The organism is Brucella sp. NBRC 14130, assembly GCF_040371715.1.
In the GTDB taxonomy this organism is placed as follows: domain Bacteria; phylum Pseudomonadota; class Alphaproteobacteria; order Rhizobiales; family Rhizobiaceae; genus Brucella; species Brucella intermedia.
The window spans coordinates 238,333-258,552 of record NZ_BAABTE010000001.1; the positions used below are offsets into that span (position 1 = coordinate 238,333).

Below are 20,220 nucleotides of genomic sequence, written 5' to 3' on the forward strand. Positions count from 1 at the left end.
ATCCATGCGACCCGATCTCGCCGTTTTGCCGCCGCGCTTTCTGCGCACCAAAGAGGCGGCCGAATTTCTCAGCCTGTCAGCCCGAACCCTCGAAAAACACCGGACCTATGGGACTGGCCCGGCCTACCGCAAACTCGGCGGCCGGGTCGTCTACGCGGTCGATGACCTGCAGGCCTGGGCTGAGCGGGGCGCCGTCACCTCGACCTCCGATCCGCGCGGCGCAGTGCTGCCCGCCAAGCGGCAAGAGCCGACGCAGCCGGCCCATGCCGGCCGTTACGCCCGCTGAGCGGTCGGCCATGACGTTTCACCGTCACAGCAACGAGCGCGATCAGCTCGACCTCTTCCGGACGCTGCCGGGCGATCTTGCTCCGCGCGACGCCCAGGATCTCATGGCCTATCCTTTCTTCTCGCTCGCCAAGTCGAAACGCCTGGCGCCGATCGACTTCAAGGCCGGGTCGATCGTCATCCGGGTCGAAGCGGTGGCCGAGCACGGCATGGCAACGATCTGGGATGCCGATGTCCTGATCTGGGCGGCGTCCCAGATCGTGGAAGCGCGCGACCTGGGCCTGCGCCCGTCGCGCCTGATGGCTACGACGCCCTACGAAATCCTGACCTTCATTGGCCGCGGCGTCAGCCTGCGTGATTATGACCGCCTTAAAGCGGCCCTCGATCGCCTTCAGTCGACCACCGTGGCGACATCGATCCGCCAGCCAACCGAGCGGCGGATGCATCGCTTCTCCTGGATCAACGAGTGGAAGGAGAAGGCCGACCATCGCGGCCGTCCGCTCGGGCTCGAACTGATCCTGCCCGACTGGTTCTACGCCGCCGTGCTCGACGACGCGCTCGTACTGACCATCGACCAGGCCTATTTTGATTTGACGGGCGGGCTCGAACGCTGGCTCTACCGGCTTGTGCGCAAGCATGGCGGCCGCCAGGAATATGGCTGGAGTTTCGATCTCCTCCATCTGCACGCCAAGTCGGGGTCGCTCTCGCCCCTGAAGCATTTCGCCTACGACCTGCGAGACATCGTCCGGCGCCAGCCGCTGCCCGGCTACCGGCTCGTGATCGAGCAGCCGTCAGGTCTTCCCGAACGACTTTCCTTCGCTCCGACCGATCCGGTGCCCTTCGGCGTGCCCCGGCTTCGCCGTCGCCGTGCAACCTCTCGCTCTGGGGATAAGCTGTGAATAGTCTCGTGCTATCAGGGACCGCGCCTATCGTGCCATCGGGGACCCGATCCTCGTGCTATCGGGGACCGGAATCGTCGATTCCTTGCCTTGAATCAAAAGCTTGTGGCGCCCGTAACTTATCTAACCAGAATTCCTATGGAATTCTTCTAACGCACTCCGCCGTTTCTACGATTGCGGAAAACCGCTCGCCGACGATCGGGAGCGCGTCATGATCGTCGCGCTGCTCAATCAGAAGGGCGGTGTCGGCAAGACGACGCTGGCGCTGAATCTCGCCGGGGAACTGGCCCGTCGCGGTCAGCGCGTCACCCTGATCGATGCGGACCCGCAAGGCTCGGCGTTGGACTGGTCGCAGCAGCGCAGCCATGAAGGCCTTCCGCGCCTGTTCGGCGTCGTTGGTCTCGCCCGCGACACGCTGCACCGGGAAGCGCCGGAACTGGCCCGCGACGTCGATCATATCGTCATCGACGGTCCGCCGCGTGTCGCCGCGCTGATGCGCTCGGCGCTGCTTGCCGCCGACCTGGTCCTGATCCCCGTGCAGCCGTCGCCACTCGACGGCTGGGCTTCGGCCGAAATGCTGGCGCTCGTCACCGAGGCGCGCATCTACCGCCCCGACCTTGCCACCCGCTTCGTGCTGAACCGTTGCGGCGCGCGCACCGTGCTAGCGCGCGAGACAGCCGAGACGCTGGCCGATCACGATCCGCCGGTGCTCTCCAGCACCATCGGCCAGCGCATCGCTTTCGCAGTCGCCGCGCAGTCCGGCCGCCTCGTCTCCGAACTCGACGACGACACGCCTGCCGCACGCGAGATCGCAGCATTGGCGGACGAGCTCGACCGGCTTGGCATCGGGAGGGCCGCGCGATGAGCGAGCATCCGACGCGCCGTGGCTTCGCTGCCCGTCCAGCCGATCCCGAAGATTGGATCAAGGCGGCCGAAACTCCGCCACGCGACGGTGAGGCCAGCGGTTTCACCGCACGGCTCACGATCGACGTAACGCCAGAGCTGCGCGGGCGGATCAAGATCGCCGCCTTCCGTCGGGGCGTCACGGTCGCTGACATGCTGCGCGACCTGCTCGCGCGCGAATTCCCCCAAACCGAAGGAGACCATCCATGACCAGCGCCGCGGTTCCCTCCGCGCGCGGCGGCCCGGTGCCGCGCGCGCATTCCGCCGACAGCCTTACCCATGTCGAACTGACGCATATCGAGAAGCGGATCGAGAACTGGATCAGGTTCGGCCGCGAGGTGAACGAACAGGTGCTCGACCGCAGGCGGCGCGTCTTCTCCTACCGGCCGGGCAGCATCTTCGCCTTTGTCCGCTGGGCGGCCAACGACTTCGGCACGATCATCTCCCGCATCGACATCGTTCGCGCCGTTGAGCCGGGCGAGCCCTACCAGACGCTCCCCTTCGTGCGTCCCGGCGGCGACATCCTGCTCAAGATCGAGGGCTGGCCCAAGGTCGAACAGGTGCTCCGTCACATCGACGCGGTGGAGACCGCCGGCATCGACGCCTGCGACGTCGCTACCGATCACTGGCGGCATGTCGCCAACCGGATGACCGCCGGTCAGGAGCCTCGCCCCTACACGCTAGAACGCCATCAGGCGTGGCTCAAGCGGCGGGAGATAGAGCAATGACCCGCTTCGGTTATGTCTTGGCGACGTATTTTTCCGTCATGGGCGTCGCCATCGCCGCGTTCATTCCGACGCCGCTGCGCCTCGTCTGGAACGCCTCGGCCAGCGTGCCGATCGGCCTCTATGATCTCGATCTGCCACGTCATCTGGAAATTGGCGATCTGGTCGCCGTCATGCCCGACAAGCCACTCGCCGACTTCATGGTCGACCGCGGCTATATCGGTCGCGGCGTGCCGCTGATGAAGCGTGTCATGGGGCTTCCCGGTCAACGGGTTTGCCGTACCGGCAACGCCGTGACCGTCGATGCCGTGCCGCTCGGCGATGCCCTCGGCCGCGACAGCCAAGGCCGAGAACTACCCGTCTGGCAGGGCTGCCGCCACATCGCGGACGGCGACATCTTCCTGATGAATCCTGACGTGCGCGACAGCCTGGACGGCCGCTACTTCGGCCCGATCCCTGCGCGCACCGTTATCGGCAAGGCGGCGCCGATCTACACCGACGAGGCCGGTGACGGTCGCTACGTCTGGCGTGCCGCCACGCACTGATCGCCTCCCCATCGGCGGAAGCGGTGTCTGCCGATGGGTCTCCCAACGCCACCGCCAAGGAACCCACCATGCCCCAGATCGGCCAATTTACACGCGAGACCTCCGGCTTTGTCGGGCGCATCGAGACGTTCACGCTCTTCCGCGACATCGTCATCGTTTCGGCAGAGCCGTCCGATGCCGAGGACGCGCCGGACTTCCGCATCCATGCCAGCGACGACGGCAAAGCGGAGGCCGGCCCGGAAGTCGGAGCGGGCTGGAAGCGTACCGGCGAACGCGCAGGCGAATATATCGCCTTGCTGATCGACGATCCCGCTTTGAAGCAGCCGATCCGCGCCAACCTGTTCCGCGACGACGATGCCGGCAACGCATGGTCACTGCACTGGAGCCGCCCGCAGGCGCGCGGCGGGAAGGACTGACACCATGCGCCGTCCCGCCCTCCTTCTTCTTTCCGGCCTGATCTTTGCCGCCCCATGGACGGCCTCCGCACTGGCGCAGGCGGAGCCGGTGCGGCGTCCGGCGCCTGCAGACCCCTATGCCGCCCATATCGCGGAGGCCTCGCAGCGCTTCGGCATCCCGACGGCATGGATCAGGGCCGTCATGCGGGTAGAAAGCGCGGGCGACCGCCAGGCAGTCTCGTCGGCCGGCGCGATGGGGCTGATGCAGATCATGCCCGACACCTGGGCGGAACTGCGCGTCCGGCATCGGCTCGGCAGCGATCCCTATGACCCGCGCGACAACATCCTGGCGGGCACGGCTTACCTGCGCGAACTGTACGACCGTTACGGCTCCCCAGGGTTTCTCGCGGCGTACAATGCCGGTCCCGGCCGCTACGAAGCATCGCTTTCCGGTCGCCCGCTGCCCGCCGAAACCCGCGCCTATGTCGCAACCATCGCGCCGATCATCAACGGCAGCGAAACCGCCGAACCTGTCATGGTCGCCTCGGTTGAGCCGCTCGCCTGGACGCGCGCGCCGCTGTTTGTAGCGCAGCGGATAAGCGCTACAGCTGCCTATCCCGTGTCGGCGGATCGTCCACCGACCGACGCGCCGGCAGCAGTTACCGTGCGCGATGTCTCTGCCATCGCGCCGCAGTCCGGCGGATTGTTCGTGCCGCGCCCTACGGAAAGGCCGGTCCCATGACTGCATTGCCTCCCATTCGCATCCTGTCGGGCTCTGGCGCAGCATGGAGGGTGCTGGGGGTGGAGGCAGGCACCACGACCGAAGGAGGGCAGGATAAAAGGGCGCACATTGCGCTTCGGTCGGTTGGTTGTTTTTGCTGGGTTTTCTTGAAGGTTCCGCACCTTGCGGCCTTTATCGGCAATGTGCGCTACACGCCCAAACCGCTGTTTTCCCTAGAGCTTTCGCACATTGCAGAGCCGCGCCATGTCCGATGAGCGCGAATTCCGTGTCCGCCCGGGCCGCATCCGCTCCTCAGGCGCGCAGCGGGCCAAGCCCTTCATCGCGCAGGCATTGGCAGCGGCGAAGAAGGCCGGTGGCGGCGTGTCGCGCTCGGGTCGCATCGTGCCGGGCAATCGCTCGCGCTTCGGACATGGCCAGCGCGAGAGCATCCAGGCGAACCGCCTCATCACTTCGCGCTCGCGCGGAGCCGTCATCAAGGCGCGCGTCGTGCGCCATACGGCCCGGGCCGCACCACTGGCGCAGCACCTCAACTATCTGCGCCGAGAGGGCGTGACCCGCGACGGGGAGAAGGCCCGCCTGTTCGGGCCGGAAACCGAGAATGCCGACGCCAGTGTCTTTGCCGAGCGCTGCCAGGACGACCGGCACCACTTCCGCTTCATCGTCTCGCCCGACGACGCGCTGGAGATGGCCGACCTCAGATCCTTCACCCGCGATCTCGTCGGGCAAATGGAAAAGGATCTCGACACTCAGCTCGATTGGGTGGCGGTCGATCATTGGAACACCGAACACCCGCATGTCCATCTGATCGTCCGCGGCATTCGTGGCGACGGCCAGGACCTCGTCATCGCGCGCGACTACATCAAGGAAGGGATGCGCGACCGGGCGCGCGATCTCATCACCCAGGAACTGGGGCCACGCACCGATCTCGACATCCGCCGCACCCTCGAGCGACAGATCGAAACGGAACGCTGGACCCAACTCGACCGTCAGCTTGCCCGCGACGGGCGCGATACCGGCATCATCGACCTTGCGCCGGTTCCCAGCCAGCAGCCCGACGAGTTCCACGCCCTGAAGGTCGGGCGCCTGCGCAAGCTAGAATCCCTCGGCCTCGCCAGCCAGGTCGGCAACGCGCAATGGTTCATCAAACCCGAGGCCGAGAAGACGCTGCGCGAGCTGGGCGAACGTGGCGACATCATCAAGCGGATGCACAAGGCGCTGACCGAGCGCGGTATCGACCGCGGCTCCACCAACTATGTCCTGGCGGCCGAAAGCCTTGATCTGCCCGTCGTCGGGCGGCTGGTCGAACGCGGTCTCGATGACGAGCTGAACGGCACGGCCTACGCCGTGGTCGATGGCGTGGATGGGCGCACCCATCATATCAAGCTGCCCGACCTCAATGCGGCCGGCGACAGTGCGCCGGGCTCGATCGTCGAACTTAGGAAGTTCGATGACGCGCGTGGCCTGCGCCGCGTCGCGCTCGCCGTGCGCTCCGATCTCGACGTTGATGCTCAGGTCACGGCGTCGGGCGCCACCTGGCTCGATCGGCAGAACATTGCGCGCGAGCCGGTCGCTCTCTCCGAAGGCGGCTTCGGCGCCGAGGTGCGGCAAGCGATGTCTGCCCGCGCTGAGCATCTGATCGAACAGGGTCTTGCCGAGCGGCAGGGCCAGCGCATCAGTTTCGGCCGCAACCTGATCGACACGTTACGCCGCCGGGAACTGGAGGCGGCTGGCGACAAGCTCGCCACCGAGACCGGCCAGCCCTTTAACCGGTCAGGCAGCGGCGAATATGTCGCCGGCACCTATCGCCGACGCCTCACGCTCGCCTCCGGCCGCTTCGCCATGATCGACGACGGACTCGGTTTCCAACTCGTGCCCTGGACGCCCTCGCTCGAAAAGCAGCTCGGCCGCCATGTCTCCGGCGTCGCCCGCGACGATGGCGGCGTCGATTGGAGTCTTGGCCGCAAACGGGGGCTCGGCCTCTAACCCTCATTCCCAAGAAAGGACCGTCGCCATGTCGGCCACCAAAATACTCTGGGGTCAGATCCTCACTGTCTTCCTGATCGTTCTCGCCACCACCTGGGGCGCCACCGAATATGTCGCATGGAAGCTGGGCTTCCAGGCACAGCTCGGGCCGCCGTGGTTCACGGTCTTCGGCTTCCCCTTCTACCTGCCGCCCGCCTTCTTCTGGTGGTGGTACTTCTACGACGCCTATGCGCCTGGCATCTTCACCCAAGGCGCATTCATCGCCGCATCAGGCGGCTTCATCGCCGTGGGCGTCGCCATCGGCATGTCGGTCTGGCGGGCGCGTGAGGCCAAGAAGGTCGAGACCTATGGTTCCGCTCGCTGGGCCGAGACGGAAGAAGTCAAAGCCGCCGGGCTTCTCGACCCGGATGGCGTGGTGCTCGGCAAGCTCGATCGTGACTATCTTCGCCATGACGGGCCGGAGCATGTGCTGTGCTTCGCGCCGACGAGAAGCGGCAAGGGCGTGGGTCTGGTCGTGCCATCGCTGCTGACCTGGCCGGGCTCGGCCATCGTTCACGACATCAAGGGTGAGAACTGGCAGCTTACGGCCGGCTTTCGCGCGCGGCATGGCCGTGTGCTGCTGTTTGATCCGACCAACGCAAAGTCTTCGGCCTACAATCCACTGCTGGAGGTCCGCCGGGGTGAGTGGGAAGTGCGCGACGTCCAGAACATCGCGGACATCCTGGTCGACCCAGAAGGCTCGCTCGAAAAACGGAACCATTGGGAGAAGACCAGTCATGCGCTACTGGTCGGCGCCATCCTCCATGTCCTCTATGCCGAAGAGGACAAAACGCTTGCCGGTGTCGGCGCCTTCCTCTCCGATCCCAAGCGACCGATCGAGTCGACGCTCGCCGCTATGATGAAGACGGCGCATCTCGGCGAAGTCGGACCGCATCCCGTCATCGCCAGCGCCGCGCGCGAGCTGCTGAACAAATCCGACAACGAGCGGTCGGGCGTGCTATCCACTGCGATGTCCTTCCTCGGCCTCTATCGTGATCCCGTGGTCGCCGAGGTGACGCGCCGCTGCGACTGGCGCATCACTGACATCGTGACAGCCAAACAGCCGACGACGCTCTATCTCGTCGTGCCCCCGTCCGACATCAACCGGACCAAGCCGCTGATCCGCCTGATCCTCAATCAGGTCGGCCGCCGCCTGACCGAGGATCTGCAGGCCAAAGCCGGGCGGCACCGGTTGCTCCTGATGCTGGACGAGTTCCCGGCCCTAGGGCGGCTGGACTTCTTCGAATCGGCGTTGGCCTTCATGGCCGGCTATGGGCTGAAAAGCTTCCTGATCGCGCAGTCGCTGAACCAGATCGAAAAGGCCTACGGGGCGAACAACTCCATCCTCGACAACTGCCACGTCCGCGTGAGTTTCGCGACCAACGATGAGCGTACCGCCAAGCGCGTTTCGGATGCTCTGGGCACCGCGACCGAGATGAAGGCGATGAAGAACTATGCCGGACATCGGCTCTCGCCCTGGCTCGGGCATCTGATGGTCTCGCGCTCGGAGACGGCGCGCCCGCTGTTGACTCCCGGCGAAATCATGCAGCTTCCGCCGAGCGACGAGATCGTCATGGTCGCGGGCACGCCGCCGATCCGGGCGAAGAAGGCGCGCTATTACGAGGACATCAGGTTCAAGGAGCGTCTTCTGCCGCCTCCCGCCCTCGCCACACCGAAGCAGGGGCGCCCCGACGATTGGACCTCGCTGCCGCTTCCGCGACCTCCCCAGCTCGCCGAGGCGAAACCGGTCGACGCCACCCAGGATGAAGACCCGACCGAATCCGAGCGCCGCCACCAACCGGAGCTTAATCGTCTGCAGCCGGTCGAGAAAACGCCGCCGATCGAAAACGAGTTCGAGATCGATGCTGATCGCGATGACGAGATGAAGGAAGCCGCCACCCGCAACAGGCGGATGAGCGGGATCATGCAGGGCGTGGCGCGACAGGTCTCGCTCGATCCGAACGACGGCATGGAGCTGTGACCGTCATGGAGACCCGTAAGAAGAAGTCCCAGATATCGGTCTATCTCGATCCGGCGATCATGACGATGCTTGCCGACCATGCCGCGCGCCGGGATCAGTCACAGTCGATGATCGCCGAGGCCGCGATCGCCTCCTTCCTGTCACCGGATGCGGCTGAGCGCCGGGAAGCAGTGATCGCCAAGCGTCTCGATCAGCTCGATCGACGCATGACCCGGCTTGAGCGCGATAGCGGCATCGCGGTGGAGAGCCTGGCCGTGTTCATCAAGTTCTGGCTCGCGACCACGCCTGCGTTACCAGAGCCCGCCGCGCAGGCAGCACGCGCCAAGGCCGGCGAGCGATACGATCAGTTCGTCACTGCGCTCGGTCGGCGTCTCGCCAAGGGACCGAAGCTCAGGCAGGAGATTTCGGAGGATATTGTTCCCCGAACCGATGACGATTTGTGACTGTCAACCGGCTGTCATATTAGCCAAAAAAACTGCCTGGCTGAGCCGTATGGACGATTTCACCCGCAATGCTTTCGAGAAAATGCTCTGGGAGGACGCGTTCCCAGACACTGAGGGAAGCCTTGATCAATGCGAGATATTGATCGTCATCGCCTCCTTCAATGCGCCGCCATGCACTAGGCATGTAACGAGCCATTATCGACAGGGCATATAAGGTTACTGCTACGATTGTCCTATAATCTCTCAGCCCCCCGACAGTCGGCAACAAGAGGGTGCTTCTTGTCCCGAATGGAGACGAATGTGTTGGCAGAACACTCCACCAAACATCATGCCCAGCATGATCGACACGTGCCCTGAATAGGGTTCCCGGTCCGACAAAGTCTTCGACCCGTTGGATCTCTGCGAGGGGCCAGCCTGCTTTGCTCAAGCGCTCGACAGAGATTTCACCCGAGCGGTCATGAAACAAACCATAGGTACTATCGTACTTTTTCTCCGCCATACCATGGACTGAAAACCGCATATTAGTTTTGTCGTCGTAGCGAACAGATAGCCAATTGACCGCCCCGTTGAAAACCTCAGAGAAAAGATCGTCGATCTCCGGCACTGATGAGAATAGGTCGCGGAGCGAGCATACGGTGCCTTGCGGCTGCTTTTCTATATCGCCGAAGGAACGCGCCTTCCGTGTAGGATAATTTGTGATGTCGTAGCCAAGAAAGCTGGCCCATTGCGGAAGGAAGCCGGTTGCCAAGACACCGATGCGAAGGTCTGAGAATACCCCGTTCGGACCGGCGAGCGTGTACAGACCGTGTCCCTGCTTGGTCATTCCTTCGACTTCGTCCAAGTCGATAGGCCCAGAGGGCGATGCGAGCATTTCCGCCTGTGCGAAGGCCATCGTTCCATAGTAGAGCCCCAGAACGCGCTTATTAAGGCGGTCAACCGGCGTTGAAACGATGTAATCAAGCGCACTTCGCAGTGAGAAAGCGATGCCGGTTGATTTGCTGGCAACAACCTCCGGAGTCAGGGCCAAGTCTGCATCCGCCGCGCGGCGTTTAACAAGCTTTGCCGCTAAGTTGACACTTGTGAATTGCTGGAGCCGAGCAAAAACAGCATCGATCGGCTGCTCTGCTGTCAGACGTTTGACGGTCTTCGGGCGTTGAATCGGCAGTTGTGGCGATCGGTCTGGTTCAATTCTCTTATTTAGTGCCACCAAGAACGGGAAAAAGCTACTGAGTGGTACTACCGGGATGGTTACGCCTGCGGCAAACGATTCCAACATATAAGGTTGACCATGAAAAAATATGTGATCGACCTCGTTCCCCAACGCTCTGTATCGTAGATTGGAGATGCCGCTGCTGCTGTAGAGGATAGCAATCCGAACCTTTTCCATTCCGCGTTGTGCAGTAATCTTAATGAGATCTTCATGCGCATATTCGCTGGTGTCCGAGATTGACCAGCCGTGGGTGCGGAAAGGCTTCAGCACACTCTGTTCAACTTCTCGCCGAAGTAAGTCGAGTCTCGGGCTTGATATATCCGATTGATGGGCCATCCGTAGAATCCGTCGTTCTCCTGTATTTACACGCTACACTACTACGCCTCTGATTTCTTGTTGAACGGGCCTAATTTATGGCTCTTTTAATCATCCCCGTCCGGGGACCGCCTGATGTCTCCCCGGCGGACACGGGGATCAGATGGCAGTTTCTCACCACAATTCGGAAGGCTTGGCACGCGGCGCGCGGATGCTGCGCACCGCGCTCGGCCCGGCCATCGCCCGGCTTCTCGAAGACGCCGCGATCGTCGAGGTGATGCTGAACCCGGACGGTCGCATCTGGATCGATCGCCTCTCCGAAGGGCTGTCCGACACCGGCGAACGCCTGTCGCCAGCCGATGGCGAGCGCATCGTGCGTCTGGTCGCGCACCATGTCGGCGCCGAGGTCCATGCCGGCGCCCCGCGCGTCTCGGCAGAACTCCCGGAAACGGGGGAGCGGTTCGAGGGGCTGTTGCCGCCCGTCGTGTCGGCTCCGGCTTTTGCCATCCGCAAGCCCGCCGTCGCTGTCTTCACCCTCAACGACTATGTGGCCGCCGGGATCATGTCCGCCGCACAGGCCGAGGCGCTCCGCCAAGGTGTTGCGTCGCGCGCCAACATCCTCGTCGCGGGCGGCACCTCCACCGGCAAAACGACGCTGACGAATGCGCTCCTGGCCGAGGTCGCAAAGACCTCCGAGCGCGTCGTCATCATCGAAGACACACGCGAACTGCAATGCGCAGCACCCAACCTCGTTGCCATGCGAACGAAGGACGGCGTCGCGTCTCTCTCCGATCTCGTTCGTTCGTCGCTCCGCCTGCGCCCCGACCGCATCCCGGTCGGTGAGGTGCGCGGCTCGGAAGCACTCGACCTGCTCAAAGCCTGGGGCACCGGCCATCCGGGCGGCGTTGGCACCATCCACGCGGGCAGCGCCATCGGCGCGCTTCGCCGAATGGAACAGCTCATCCAGGAAGCCGTCGTCACCGTCCCGCGCGCGCTGATCGCCGAGACGATCGACCTCGTGGCCGTGCTCTCCGGCCGCGGCTCCGCGCGTCGGCTTTCCGAACTCGCCCGTGTCGAGGGCCTCGGCCCGGATGGCGACTACCGCGTCACGCCCGCCGTCACGGCCTTGGCTGTCGAGGGCGACGGCGGTGCGACCTCTCTCACCCCCAGCCCCGAAGGAGAAAACCTGTGATCCAAGCCTCGCGTTCAATGCGCCATCGCCTCGCCATGGTGCTGTCCGTCACCACGCTCAGCGTCGTGATGGCAGCGCCCGCCCACGCATCCGGCTCGTCCATGCCGTGGGAAGCGCCGCTGCAATCCATCCTCCAGTCGATCGAAGGCCCGGTCGCCAAGATCATCGCTGTGATCGTCATCATCTCGACCGGCCTGGCGCTGGCCTTCGGCGACACCTCGGGCGGCTTCCGCCGTCTGATCCAGATCGTGTTCGGCCTGTCGATCGCCTTTGCCGCCAGCTCGTTCTTTCTCAGCTTCTTCAGCTTCGGCGGCGGAGCGCTGGTCTGATGGCGGGCGTCGTCGATCAGGGTGGCGAGGTTCCGGGCTTAACCGTTCCCGTCCACCGGGCGCTGACCGAGCCGATCCTGCTCGGCGGCGCACCGCGCGCTATCGCGATCATGAACGGCACGCTGGCCGGCGCGGTCGGGCTCGGCCTTCGCCTCTGGCTGGTCGGCCTCGCCATTTGGGCGATCGGCCATTTCGCGACGGTGTGGGCGGCCAAGCGCGATCCGCTGTTTGTCGAGGTCGGCCGCCGCCATCTGCGCATCCCCGCGCATCTTTCGGTCTGAGGAGCGCGCAGCGATGATGAACCTCGCCGAATACCGCAATCGCAACAGCCGGCTCGCCGACTTCCTGCCCTGGGCCGCGCTGGTCGGCACGGGCATCGTGCTCAACAAGGACGGCAGCTTCCAGCGCACCGCCCGGTTTCGTGGCCCCGATCTGGATTCCGCCGTGCCTGCCGAGCTGGTTGCAGTCGCAGGACGATTGAACAACGCCTTCCGGCGTCTCGGCTCCGGCTGGGCGATCTTCGTGGAGGCGCAGCGCCATGCCGCAGCGATCTACCCGACGAGTAGATTCCCTGACGCCGCGTCAGCGCTGGTCGATGCCGAACGTAAGGCCGATTTCGAAGAAGCTGGGGCGCATTTCGAGTCCAGCTATTTTCTGACCTTCACCTATCTGCCACCGGCCGAGGATGCCGCCCGCGCCGAGACCTGGCTCTATGAGGGCCGCGAGAAGACCGGAATCGACCCCAACGAGGTGCTGACCGCCTTCGCCGACCGCACCGAACGCCTGCTGCGGTTGATCGAAGCCTTCATGTCGGAATGCCGATGGCTCGATGACGGCGAGACGCTGACCTATCTGCACGGCTGCGTCTCCACGCACCGGCACCGCGTCCGCGTCCCCGAGACGCCGATCTATCTCGACGCGCTGCTCGCCGATCAGCCACTCACCGGCGGGCTGGAGCCGCGACTGGGCACGTCGCATCTGCGTGTGCTGACCATCACCGGATTTCCGACCGCGACCACGCCGGGTCTGCTCGACGAGCTGAACCGGCTGGCCTTTCCCTATCGCTGGTCTACCCGCGCGATCCTGCTCGACAAGACGGACGCCACCAAGCTGCTCACCAAGATCAGGCGGCAATGGTTCGCCAAGCGCAAGTCCATCGCCGCGATCCTCAAGGAGGTGATGACCAACGAGGCCTCCGTACTGGTCGATACCGATGCGGCGAACAAGGCGGCGGATGCCGACCTCGCTTTGCAGGAGCTGGGCGCCGACTATGCCGGAATTGCCTATGTCACCGCGACGGTGACGGTATGGGACGCCGATCCGCGCATCGCCGACGAGAAGCTGCGGCTGGTCGAAAAGGTCGTCCAGGGCCGCGACTTCACGGCGATGGCCGAGACCATCAACGCCGTGGACGCCTGGCTCGGCAGCCTGCCGGGCCATGTCTACGCCAATGTCCGGCAACCACCAATCTCCACGCTCAATCTCGCCCACATGATCCCGCTTTCGGCGGTGTGGGCGGGGCCGGAACGGGACGAGCACTTTGCAGCGCCCCCACTGCTCTTCGGCAAGACCGAAGGCTCGACCCCGTTCCGGTTTTCCCTTCATGTCGGCGATGTCGGTCACACCCTCGTCGTCGGCCCGACCGGCGCGGGCAAGTCCGTGCTGCTGGCGCTGATGGCGCTGCAGTTCCGGCGCTACGCCGGCGCACAGGTCTTCGCCTTCGACTTCGGCGGCTCGATCCGCGCCGCAGCACTCGCCATGCGCGGAGACTGGCACGATCTCGGCGGCGGCCTGACGGACGGCTCGGACACGTCTGTCAGCCTCCAGCCGCTCGCCCGTATCGAGGAGACGAGCGAACGCGCGTGGGCGGGGGACTGGATTGCCGCCATCCTGACACGGGAGGGCGTCGCCATCTCGCCTGATGTGAAGGAGCATATCTGGACGGCACTAACCTCGCTGGCTTCGGCGCCGGTGGGCGAGCGCACCATCACTGGCCTGTGCGTTCTGCTCCAGTCCAATGACCTGAAGCAGGCGCTCCGGCCCTATTGCGTCGGCGGGGCCTGGGGGCGGTTGCTCGATGCCGAAAGCGAGCATCTCGGCACGGCCACCGTTCAGGTGTTTGAAACCGAGGGGCTGATTGGCACGGACGCTGCGCCTGCCGTTCTGGCGTATCTGTTCCACCGCATTGAAGATCGGCTCGACGGGTCGCCGACCCTCATCATCGTTGATGAAGGTTGGCTCGCCCTCGACGATGAGGGCTTCGCCGGCCAGCTCCGTGAATGGCTGAAGACGCTTAGGAAGAAGAACGCCTCCGTCATCTTCGCCACGCAGAGCCTGTCGGACATCGACGGCAGCACCATCGCACCCGCCATCATCGAGAGCTGCCAGACCCGGCTCCTTCTGCCGAACGAACGGGCGATCGAGCCGCAGATCACCGCCATCTATCGCCGGTTCGGTCTCAACGATCGCCAGATCGAGATCCTCGCGCGGGCCATGCCCAAGCGCGATTACTACTGCCAGTCCCGACGCGGCAACCGGCTGTTCGAGCTCGGCCTGTCGGAGGTGGCGCTGGCGCTCTGCGCCGCATCCTCCAAGACCGATCAGGCCGCCATCGCCCGCATCACTGCCGAGCACGGCCCGGATGGCTTCCTCGGCGCATGGCTGCGCCTGCGCGGCGCTGACTGGGCCGCCGACCTCATTCCCAACCTCACCGACCTGGAGAAACTGCCATGAAACTGCGCCGTTCACGCGCGGCATTGCTTGCCGCGTCCATCCTGTCTGTCCCGCTGTCCCTGTCGCCGATCATCACGACGCCGGCCCACGCCATCATCGTGTTCGATCCCACCAACTACGCGCAGAACGTCCTTCAGGCCGCCCGCGCGCTCCAGCAAATCACCAACCAGATCACCTCGCTTCAGAACGAAGCGCAGATGCTCATCAACCAGGCCCGCAACCTTGCGAATCTACCGTATTCCTCGTTGCAACAGCTCCAGCAGTCGGTGAGCCGCACGCAACAGCTTCTGAGCCAGGCGCAGAACATCGCCTACGACGTCCAGCAGATCAACCAGGCATTCCAGCAGAAATACGGGAGTGCCTCACTCTCCGCCTCGGACGCGCAACTCGTCGCCGACGCCAAATCGCGCTGGCAGAACACGGTCGGTGGCTTGCAGGACGCCATGAAGGTACAGGCCGGCGTCGTCGGCAATATCGACACCAACCGCGCCCAGATGTCAGCGCTTGTCGACCAGAGCCAGGGCGCCACCGGCGCGCTTCAGGCAACCCAGGCCGGCAACCAGCTCCTCGCCCTTCAGGCCCAGCAACTCGCCGACCTCACCGCCGTCGTCGCAGCGAACGGTCGCGCACAGGCGCTGCAATCGGCCGAGCAGGCGGCGGCGGCCGAACAGGGCCGCGAACAGCGTCGCCGTTTCCTGACGCCAGGCACGGGCTACCAGCCGGGCAACGCCCGGATGTTCCCCGGCAGCAACTGAACGGGGAGATCGCCATGGACGGCAAGATGCTCGCCCGGCTCGGCGCCGTCGTCTTCGTCGGCGTCGCCATCACCGCCACGGTCATAGAAGTGACCCGCAAGCCCGAGGAGCCGCAGGTCCGCACGCTCGTCCTCGAGCGCGACGACACCGATGCGCTTCGCCAAGTCCTGCGCCGGTGCCGCGACATGGGCGAAGCGGGGACCCGCGATCCCGCCTGCCTCGATGTCTGGGCCAAGGCCCGTGACCGATTTCTGGGTCAAAGCCCGAAACCTTCCCAACCGGGCGGAACGAGGACGCCCGCATCGGAGGCGCCGGTGACGCTCTTCCCAACCGAAGATACGGCCATCAAGGAAAGCGCGCCCACGCCCAAGGACATCGCGCCGGTCGCGCAACCCGAACCCGTCCGGCCGGGAGCGCACTGATATGGGCGGCACCGGCGTCATCGATCATTTCCTCGAGGTCTTCACCCGCTACATCGATGGCGGCTTCGGCCTGCTCGGCGGTGAGGTCGCCTTCATCGCCACCACGCTGATCGTCATCGATGTGTTGCTGGCAGCCCTCTTCTGGTCGTGGGGCGCCGATGAGGACATCATCGCGCGCCTGGTCAAGAAGACGCTCTTCGTCGGCGTCTTCGCCTACATCATCGGCAACTGGAACAATCTTGCCCGCATCGTCTTCGAGAGTTTTGCCGGCCTCGGCCTGAAGGCATCCGGCACGGGCTTTACCGTCACTGACTTTCTTCGCCCCGGCAAGGTGGCGCAGACCGGCCTTGATGCCGGCCGCCCGCTGCTCGACTCGATCTCGAACCTGATGGGCTATTGGTCCTTCTTCGAGAACTTCATCCAGATCGCCTGCATGCTGTTTGCCTGGATGCTGGTGCTGCTCGCCTTCTTCGTCCTCGCCGTCCAGCTCTTCGTGACGCTGATCGAGTTCAAGCTGACGACGCTCGCAGGTTTCGTGCTGATCCCTTTCGGCCTGTTCGGCAAATCCGCCTTCATGGGCGAACGCGTGCTCGGCAACGTGATTTCGTCCGGCATCAAGGTGCTGGTGCTCGCCGTCATTATCGGCATCGGCTCGACGCTGTTCTCCGAGTTCACCGCCGGATTCGGCGGTGCTACCCCTTCTATCGACGACGCCATGGCGATCGTGCTCGCCGCTTTGTCGCTGCTCGGCCTCGGCATCTTCGGTCCCGGCATCGCCAATGGCCTGGTCTCCGGCGGCCCGCAGCTTGGCGCTGGTGCCGCTGTCGGCACGGGTCTCGCCGCTGGTGGCATGGTCGCGGCGGGTGCGGCCACGGTAGGCGCCGTCGCATCTGGTGGCGCTGCCCTTGCCGGCGGCGCTGCTGCCGCTGCCCGTGGCGGGGCTGCGCTCGCGGGCGGCGCCTCGACCGCCTACAGCCTGGGCGCTGCCGGCCAATCCGGCGCATCAGCTGTGGCGTCGGGTCTCGGCAATGTCGCCAGCGCCGGCGCCCAAGCCGCCACCTCGCCGTTGAAACGCGCAGCAACCCAAACCGCTGATGGCCTCAAGTCCAGTTACCAGTCCGGGGCACGCGCAGCCTTCGAAATGACCGGCGGATCGTCCACCGCTGGCACGATCGACGGCGAAGCCGACGCCGCTTCGGCGTCCGCCGCATCCCCATCTCCCGCCACCGACGGCCCACCCGCCTGGGCGAAGCGCATGAAGCGTTCGCAGCAGATGTCCCACGGCGTCCAGGCCGCAGCTCACGCGGTCAAGTCGGGCGACAGCCATGGCGGCGGCTCTTCCGTCAACCTCTCCGAAAGCGACTGACCATGTTCAAACGACCCGCCACTCACTACGGTAAATCACCACAACCCGAGACGCCCTACCAGCGCGCCGCCCAGGTCTGGGACGACCGCATCGGTTCCGCCCGCGTGCAGGCCCGCAACTGGCGCTTCATGGCCTTCGGATCACTGGCGCTCTCAGCCGGATTGTCGGCCGCACTGGTCTGGCATTCGATGAGCGGCTCGATCGTTCCCTGGGTGGTTCAGGTCGACAAGCTCGGCCAAGCGCAAGCCGTGGCACCGGCCGTCGCCGACTATCGCCCGACCGATCCGCAGATCGCCTTTCATCTCGCCCGCTTCATCGAAGAGGTCCGCTCGATCCCGGCCGACGCGATCATCGTCCGGCAAAACTGGCTTCGGGCCTACGACTTCACCACGCAGGCCGGGGCGCTCGCGCTCAACGATTATGCCCGCGCCAACGATCCCTTCACCAAGGTTGGCAAGCAGCAGATCGCCATCGAGGTCTCCAGCGTGATCCGGGCCTCACCAGACTCGTTCCGCGTCGCCTGGATCGAGCGCCGCTATCAGGACGGCTCGCTCGCCTCCACCGAACGGTGGTCCGCCATCCTCACCGTCGCCGTGCAGATACCACGCGACCCCGAAAAACTCCGGGCCAATCCGCTTGGAATCTACGTCAACGCCATCAACTGGTCGAAGGAGCTTGGACAATGACACCGACCTTCCGCGCCGCCGGGAGGCCGGCTTTCCGTAAACCCGCTTTCTTAGCTCTCCTCGTTTGCACCTCGGCGCTTGCCGGCTGCGCAACGATGCAGAAGCCCCCGGAAATCTCCTATGACGATGCCGCGCCCGCCGTGCAGGTAGTCGATCCGCCCGCACCCGTCACGGTGGTCGAACTGCCAAAGCCCCTGCCGCTTCCCGGCCAGATGAAGCCGGTCGAAGCCTCCCGTCGGACGCCGGAGCCGACTGATCCCGCCGCCCGCGTCAATCAGGCAAACGCCGCCGCCCGCATCCAGCCCGTCCGTGACGGCTTCATCAATTCCATGCAGGTCTATCCCTTCACCCAAGGCGCGCTCTATCAGGTCTACACCGCCGTCGGGCAGATCACCGACATCGCGCTACAGCCCGGCGAGACCCTCGTTGGCTCCGGCCCGGTCGCCGCCGGCGATACAGTGCGCTGGATCATCGGTGACACCGAGAGCGGCACAGGCGCGACCAAGCAGATCCACATCCTGGTGAAGCCCACGCGCACGGAGCTGATGACCAACCTGGTCATCAACACCAATATGCGCACCTACCATATGGAGCTGCGCTCGACCGAGAAGACCTACATGGCCTCGGTCTCCTGGCAGTATCCGCAGAACCAGCTCATCGCTCTGCGTCGCCAGAATACAGAGGCGCAGGCCGCACAGCCGGTTGCCAGTGGCGTCGATCTGTCCCGCGTCAATTTCCGATACGAGGTAACAGGCGATCGTGCGCCTTGGCGGCCGCTACGCGCCTTCGACGACGGCAAACAGGTCTTCATCGAATTCCCGCGCGGCATCGGCCAGGGAGAGATGCCGCCGCTCTTCGTCGTCGGCCCCGAAGGCGACACGTCCGAGCTGGTGAACTACCGGGTGCGCGGCAACTACATGGTCATCGACCGGCTGTTCGCCGCCGCCGAGCTACGCTTCGGCGCAGCCAAGAACCAGAAGCGCGTGCGCATCTCCCGGACTGACGGGAGGCCTGCGTCATGAACGAGATCGATCCCGATAAGGAGGAAGGCCGCAAGTCCGGGCTGGAACCCCAGCCGAAGTCCGACGATGATGCCCGGCCGCTGACCGGAGAACCGGCCGCGCCGATGCGGCTGCGTCCCGAGCCGCCACGCATCACCCGGCTCTCGCGCAAGGTGCTGACCGGCCTCGGCCTGATCGCCGGCGTCGGTATCGGCGGCGCGCTGATCTATGCGCTCCAGACCCAGCACGGCGGCCGGTCGAACGAGGAGCTGTATTCGACCGACAACCGGACGACACCCGATGGCCTAAACACGCTTCCGAAGGACTATACCGGTCCGGTCCTCGGCCCACCGCTGCCAGGCGATCTCGGCCGCCCGATCCTCGATGCGCAGAACCGCGGCCAGCCTGTGACGCCGTCACGGATCGGCACCCCCGCCGTGCAGCCCGGCCTCAGCGCCGAGGAACAGCGCCGATTGCAGGAGTTGGAGGCCGCGAGGACCGCGCGTCTCTTCACTTCGACCGAGACGCGCAACGTGGCGTCGCCCGCCACCACGACAACAACCACAACGACGCCCTTGCCGGATCTGACCGGTCTCGGCCTCGCGCCGCAGCCAGCGACGCCTTCAGCGCAGGATCGGCAGCTCGCCTTCCTCAACCAGGCACCCGACAAACGCACCGTCTCGACCGATCGCGTTGCCGCTCCGGCATCGGCAAACATCCTTCAGGCCGGCGCGGTTATTTCCGCCGCGCTCATCACCGGCATTCGTTCCGACCTGCCCGGCCAGATCACGGCGCAGGTGACGGAGAACATCTATGACAGCCCGACTGGGCGCATCCTTCTCATCCCGCAGGGCACGCGCGTCATCGGACAGTATGACAACGGCGTCGGTTTCGGTCAGCGCCGTATCCTGCTCGTCTGGAACCGGCTGATTTTCCCGAACGGCCGTTCGATCGTGCTGGAACGCCAGCCGGGCGCGGATACGCAAGGCTATGCCGGCCTGGAGGATGGCGTCGATTATCACTGGGGAGAACTGTTCAAGGCCGCCGCGCTCTCGACGCTGCTCAGCATCGGTTCGCAAGCCGGTTCGTCGGACGAGGAAAGCGAAATCGTCCGTGCCCTGCGCCAGGGCGCTGGCGATAGTATCAGTCAGACCGGCCAGCAGATCGTTAGCCGCCAGCTCAACATCGCGCCGACGTTGACGATCCGACCGGGTTTCCCCGTTCGCGTCATCGTCACCCACGATCTCGTGCTCGAACCCTATGGAGGCTGA

At 64.9% G+C, this 20,220-nt stretch carries 22 protein-coding genes; 21 read left to right on the forward strand and 1 reads right to left on the reverse strand.

The features are described from left to right. Positions 1–4: 4 nt before the first annotated feature. The 11 genes from ABWW28_RS01085 (at position 5) to ABWW28_RS01135 (ending at position 8,940) form a co-directional block, all read left to right on the forward strand. Positions 5–286 (forward strand): helix-turn-helix transcriptional regulator, encoded by a 282-nt coding sequence (locus ABWW28_RS01085; RefSeq protein ID WP_097622901.1) that lies wholly within the window; start codon positions 5–7, stop codon positions 284–286. 10 nt (positions 287–296) lie between these two features. After that, positions 297–1,184: a replication initiator protein A gene (locus ABWW28_RS01090; protein WP_234187069.1), complete on the forward strand. Its 888-nt coding sequence runs from the start codon at positions 297–299 to the stop codon at positions 1,182–1,184. 211 nt (positions 1,185–1,395) lie between these two features. Further along, a complete protein-coding gene (gene parA, locus ABWW28_RS01095; protein WP_234186986.1) occupies positions 1,396–2,049 on the forward strand; it encodes a ParA family partition ATPase in 654 nt (217 codons plus the stop codon). Continuing rightward, on the forward strand, positions 2,046–2,297 hold the full coding sequence (locus tag ABWW28_RS01100) for a ribbon-helix-helix protein (RefSeq protein WP_353389898.1): 252 nt from the start codon (positions 2,046–2,048) through the stop codon (positions 2,295–2,297). Before parA ends, ABWW28_RS01100 begins: the two co-directional genes overlap by 4 nt. Next, positions 2,294–2,815: a DUF2840 domain-containing protein gene (locus tag ABWW28_RS01105; RefSeq protein WP_234186988.1), complete on the forward strand. Its 522-nt coding sequence runs from the start codon at positions 2,294–2,296 to the stop codon at positions 2,813–2,815. Before ABWW28_RS01100 ends, ABWW28_RS01105 begins: the two co-directional genes overlap by 4 nt. After that, positions 2,812–3,357, forward strand: a complete 546-nt coding sequence (locus ABWW28_RS01110) for a S26 family signal peptidase (RefSeq protein ID WP_353389901.1) — start codon at positions 2,812–2,814, stop codon at positions 3,355–3,357. The genes ABWW28_RS01105 and ABWW28_RS01110 overlap by 4 nt, the downstream gene beginning before the upstream one ends. Positions 3,358–3,425: 68 nt before the next feature. After that, on the forward strand, positions 3,426–3,773 hold the full coding sequence (locus ABWW28_RS01115) for a DUF736 domain-containing protein (protein ID WP_353389904.1): 348 nt from the start codon (positions 3,426–3,428) through the stop codon (positions 3,771–3,773). Between the two features lie 4 nt (positions 3,774–3,777). Beyond that, positions 3,778–4,494, forward strand: a complete 717-nt coding sequence (locus ABWW28_RS01120; RefSeq protein ID WP_353389906.1) for a lytic transglycosylase domain-containing protein — start codon at positions 3,778–3,780, stop codon at positions 4,492–4,494. 243 nt (positions 4,495–4,737) lie between these two features. After that, a complete protein-coding gene (locus tag ABWW28_RS01125; RefSeq protein ID WP_353389909.1) occupies positions 4,738–6,477 on the forward strand; it encodes a relaxase/mobilization nuclease domain-containing protein in 1,740 nt (579 codons plus the stop codon). Positions 6,478–6,505: 28 nt separating this feature from the next. Further along, positions 6,506–8,497 (forward strand): conjugal transfer protein TraG, encoded by a 1,992-nt coding sequence (locus ABWW28_RS01130; RefSeq protein WP_353389912.1) that lies wholly within the window; start codon positions 6,506–6,508, stop codon positions 8,495–8,497. 5 nt (positions 8,498–8,502) lie between these two features. Next, positions 8,503–8,940 (forward strand): CopG family transcriptional regulator, encoded by a 438-nt coding sequence (locus ABWW28_RS01135; protein ID WP_234186994.1) that lies wholly within the window; start codon positions 8,503–8,505, stop codon positions 8,938–8,940. A gap of 19 nt (positions 8,941–8,959) precedes the next feature. Here ABWW28_RS01135 and ABWW28_RS01140 read toward each other — a convergent pair whose 3' ends face one another. Further along, the gene (locus tag ABWW28_RS01140; RefSeq protein WP_353389915.1) at positions 8,960–10,486 is read right to left on the reverse strand and encodes a YaaC family protein; all 1,527 of its coding nucleotides are present in this window, start codon (positions 10,484–10,486) and stop codon (positions 8,960–8,962) included. 142 nt (positions 10,487–10,628) lie between these two features. Between ABWW28_RS01140 and trbB the strand changes: the two genes are divergently transcribed. The 10 genes from trbB to ABWW28_RS01190 are packed head-to-tail and all read left to right on the forward strand — an operon-like array spanning position 10,629 to position 20,220. Next, complete coding sequence (gene trbB, locus ABWW28_RS01145) at positions 10,629–11,657, forward strand: P-type conjugative transfer ATPase TrbB (protein ID WP_353389918.1); 1,029 nt, start codon at positions 10,629–10,631, stop codon at positions 11,655–11,657. 17 nt (positions 11,658–11,674) lie between these two features. Continuing rightward, entirely contained in the window at positions 11,675–11,986 is a 312-nt protein-coding gene (locus ABWW28_RS01150; RefSeq protein ID WP_097622889.1) for a TrbC/VirB2 family type IV secretion system protein, read from the forward strand. Further along, the gene (locus ABWW28_RS01155; RefSeq protein WP_353389921.1) at positions 11,986–12,267 is read left to right on the forward strand and encodes a VirB3 family type IV secretion system protein; all 282 of its coding nucleotides are present in this window, start codon (positions 11,986–11,988) and stop codon (positions 12,265–12,267) included. Before ABWW28_RS01150 ends, ABWW28_RS01155 begins: the two co-directional genes overlap by 1 nt. Positions 12,268–12,280: 13 nt before the next feature. Further along, complete coding sequence (gene trbE, locus ABWW28_RS01160) at positions 12,281–14,719, forward strand: conjugal transfer protein TrbE (protein ID WP_353389924.1); 2,439 nt, start codon at positions 12,281–12,283, stop codon at positions 14,717–14,719. Then, complete coding sequence (gene trbJ / locus ABWW28_RS01165) at positions 14,716–15,474, forward strand: P-type conjugative transfer protein TrbJ (protein ID WP_353389927.1); 759 nt, start codon at positions 14,716–14,718, stop codon at positions 15,472–15,474. The genes trbE and trbJ overlap by 4 nt, the downstream gene beginning before the upstream one ends. Positions 15,475–15,488: 14 nt before the next feature. Continuing rightward, positions 15,489–15,896 carry a putative entry exclusion protein TrbK-alt gene (gene trbK-alt, locus ABWW28_RS01170; protein WP_353389930.1) on the forward strand — a complete coding sequence of 136 codons (408 nt, stop codon included), beginning with the start codon at positions 15,489–15,491 and terminating at the stop codon, positions 15,894–15,896. 1 nt (position 15,897) lies between these two features. Further along, the gene (trbL, locus tag ABWW28_RS01175) at positions 15,898–17,262 is read left to right on the forward strand and encodes a P-type conjugative transfer protein TrbL (protein WP_353389933.1); all 1,365 of its coding nucleotides are present in this window, start codon (positions 15,898–15,900) and stop codon (positions 17,260–17,262) included. A gap of 2 nt (positions 17,263–17,264) precedes the next feature. Beyond that, complete coding sequence (gene trbF, locus ABWW28_RS01180; RefSeq protein WP_353389936.1) at positions 17,265–17,948, forward strand: conjugal transfer protein TrbF; 684 nt, start codon at positions 17,265–17,267, stop codon at positions 17,946–17,948. Then, positions 17,945–18,970 carry a P-type conjugative transfer protein TrbG gene (trbG, locus tag ABWW28_RS01185; protein ID WP_353389939.1) on the forward strand — a complete coding sequence of 342 codons (1,026 nt, stop codon included), beginning with the start codon at positions 17,945–17,947 and terminating at the stop codon, positions 18,968–18,970. Before trbF ends, trbG begins: the two co-directional genes overlap by 4 nt. Next, the gene (locus ABWW28_RS01190; protein WP_353389942.1) at positions 18,967–20,220 is read left to right on the forward strand and encodes a TraB/TrbI/VirB10 family type IV secretion system protein; all 1,254 of its coding nucleotides are present in this window, start codon (positions 18,967–18,969) and stop codon (positions 20,218–20,220) included. The genes trbG and ABWW28_RS01190 overlap by 4 nt, the downstream gene beginning before the upstream one ends.

Bases quoted from the DNA above. Each gene is read 5' to 3' on its own strand.
- ABWW28_RS01085 (WP_097622901.1), top strand. From the start codon at position 5: ATGCGACCCGATCTCGCCGTTTTGCCGCCGCGCTTTCTGCGCACCAAA.
- ABWW28_RS01090 (WP_234187069.1), top strand. From the start codon at position 297: ATGACGTTTCACCGTCACAGCAACGAGCGCGATCAGCTCGACCTCTTC.
- parA (WP_234186986.1), top strand. From the start codon at position 1,396: ATGATCGTCGCGCTGCTCAATCAGAAGGGCGGTGTCGGCAAGACGACG.
- ABWW28_RS01100 (WP_353389898.1), top strand. From the start codon at position 2,046: ATGAGCGAGCATCCGACGCGCCGTGGCTTCGCTGCCCGTCCAGCCGAT.
- ABWW28_RS01105 (WP_234186988.1), top strand. From the start codon at position 2,294: ATGACCAGCGCCGCGGTTCCCTCCGCGCGCGGCGGCCCGGTGCCGCGC.
- ABWW28_RS01110 (WP_353389901.1), top strand. From the start codon at position 2,812: ATGACCCGCTTCGGTTATGTCTTGGCGACGTATTTTTCCGTCATGGGC.
- ABWW28_RS01115 (WP_353389904.1), top strand. From the start codon at position 3,426: ATGCCCCAGATCGGCCAATTTACACGCGAGACCTCCGGCTTTGTCGGG.
- ABWW28_RS01120 (WP_353389906.1), top strand. From the start codon at position 3,778: ATGCGCCGTCCCGCCCTCCTTCTTCTTTCCGGCCTGATCTTTGCCGCC.
- ABWW28_RS01125 (WP_353389909.1), top strand. From the start codon at position 4,738: ATGTCCGATGAGCGCGAATTCCGTGTCCGCCCGGGCCGCATCCGCTCC.
- ABWW28_RS01130 (WP_353389912.1), top strand. From the start codon at position 6,506: ATGTCGGCCACCAAAATACTCTGGGGTCAGATCCTCACTGTCTTCCTG.
- ABWW28_RS01135 (WP_234186994.1), top strand. From the start codon at position 8,503: ATGGAGACCCGTAAGAAGAAGTCCCAGATATCGGTCTATCTCGATCCG.
- ABWW28_RS01140 (WP_353389915.1), bottom strand. From the start codon at position 10,486: ATGGCCCATCAATCGGATATATCAAGCCCGAGACTCGACTTACTTCGG.
- trbB (WP_353389918.1), top strand. From the start codon at position 10,629: ATGGCAGTTTCTCACCACAATTCGGAAGGCTTGGCACGCGGCGCGCGG.
- ABWW28_RS01150 (WP_097622889.1), top strand. From the start codon at position 11,675: ATGCGCCATCGCCTCGCCATGGTGCTGTCCGTCACCACGCTCAGCGTC.
- ABWW28_RS01155 (WP_353389921.1), top strand. From the start codon at position 11,986: ATGGCGGGCGTCGTCGATCAGGGTGGCGAGGTTCCGGGCTTAACCGTT.
- trbE (WP_353389924.1), top strand. From the start codon at position 12,281: ATGATGAACCTCGCCGAATACCGCAATCGCAACAGCCGGCTCGCCGAC.
- trbJ (WP_353389927.1), top strand. From the start codon at position 14,716: ATGAAACTGCGCCGTTCACGCGCGGCATTGCTTGCCGCGTCCATCCTG.
- trbK-alt (WP_353389930.1), top strand. From the start codon at position 15,489: ATGGACGGCAAGATGCTCGCCCGGCTCGGCGCCGTCGTCTTCGTCGGC.
- trbL (WP_353389933.1), top strand. From the start codon at position 15,898: ATGGGCGGCACCGGCGTCATCGATCATTTCCTCGAGGTCTTCACCCGC.
- trbF (WP_353389936.1), top strand. From the start codon at position 17,265: ATGTTCAAACGACCCGCCACTCACTACGGTAAATCACCACAACCCGAG.
- trbG (WP_353389939.1), top strand. From the start codon at position 17,945: ATGACACCGACCTTCCGCGCCGCCGGGAGGCCGGCTTTCCGTAAACCC.
- ABWW28_RS01190 (WP_353389942.1), top strand. From the start codon at position 18,967: ATGAACGAGATCGATCCCGATAAGGAGGAAGGCCGCAAGTCCGGGCTG.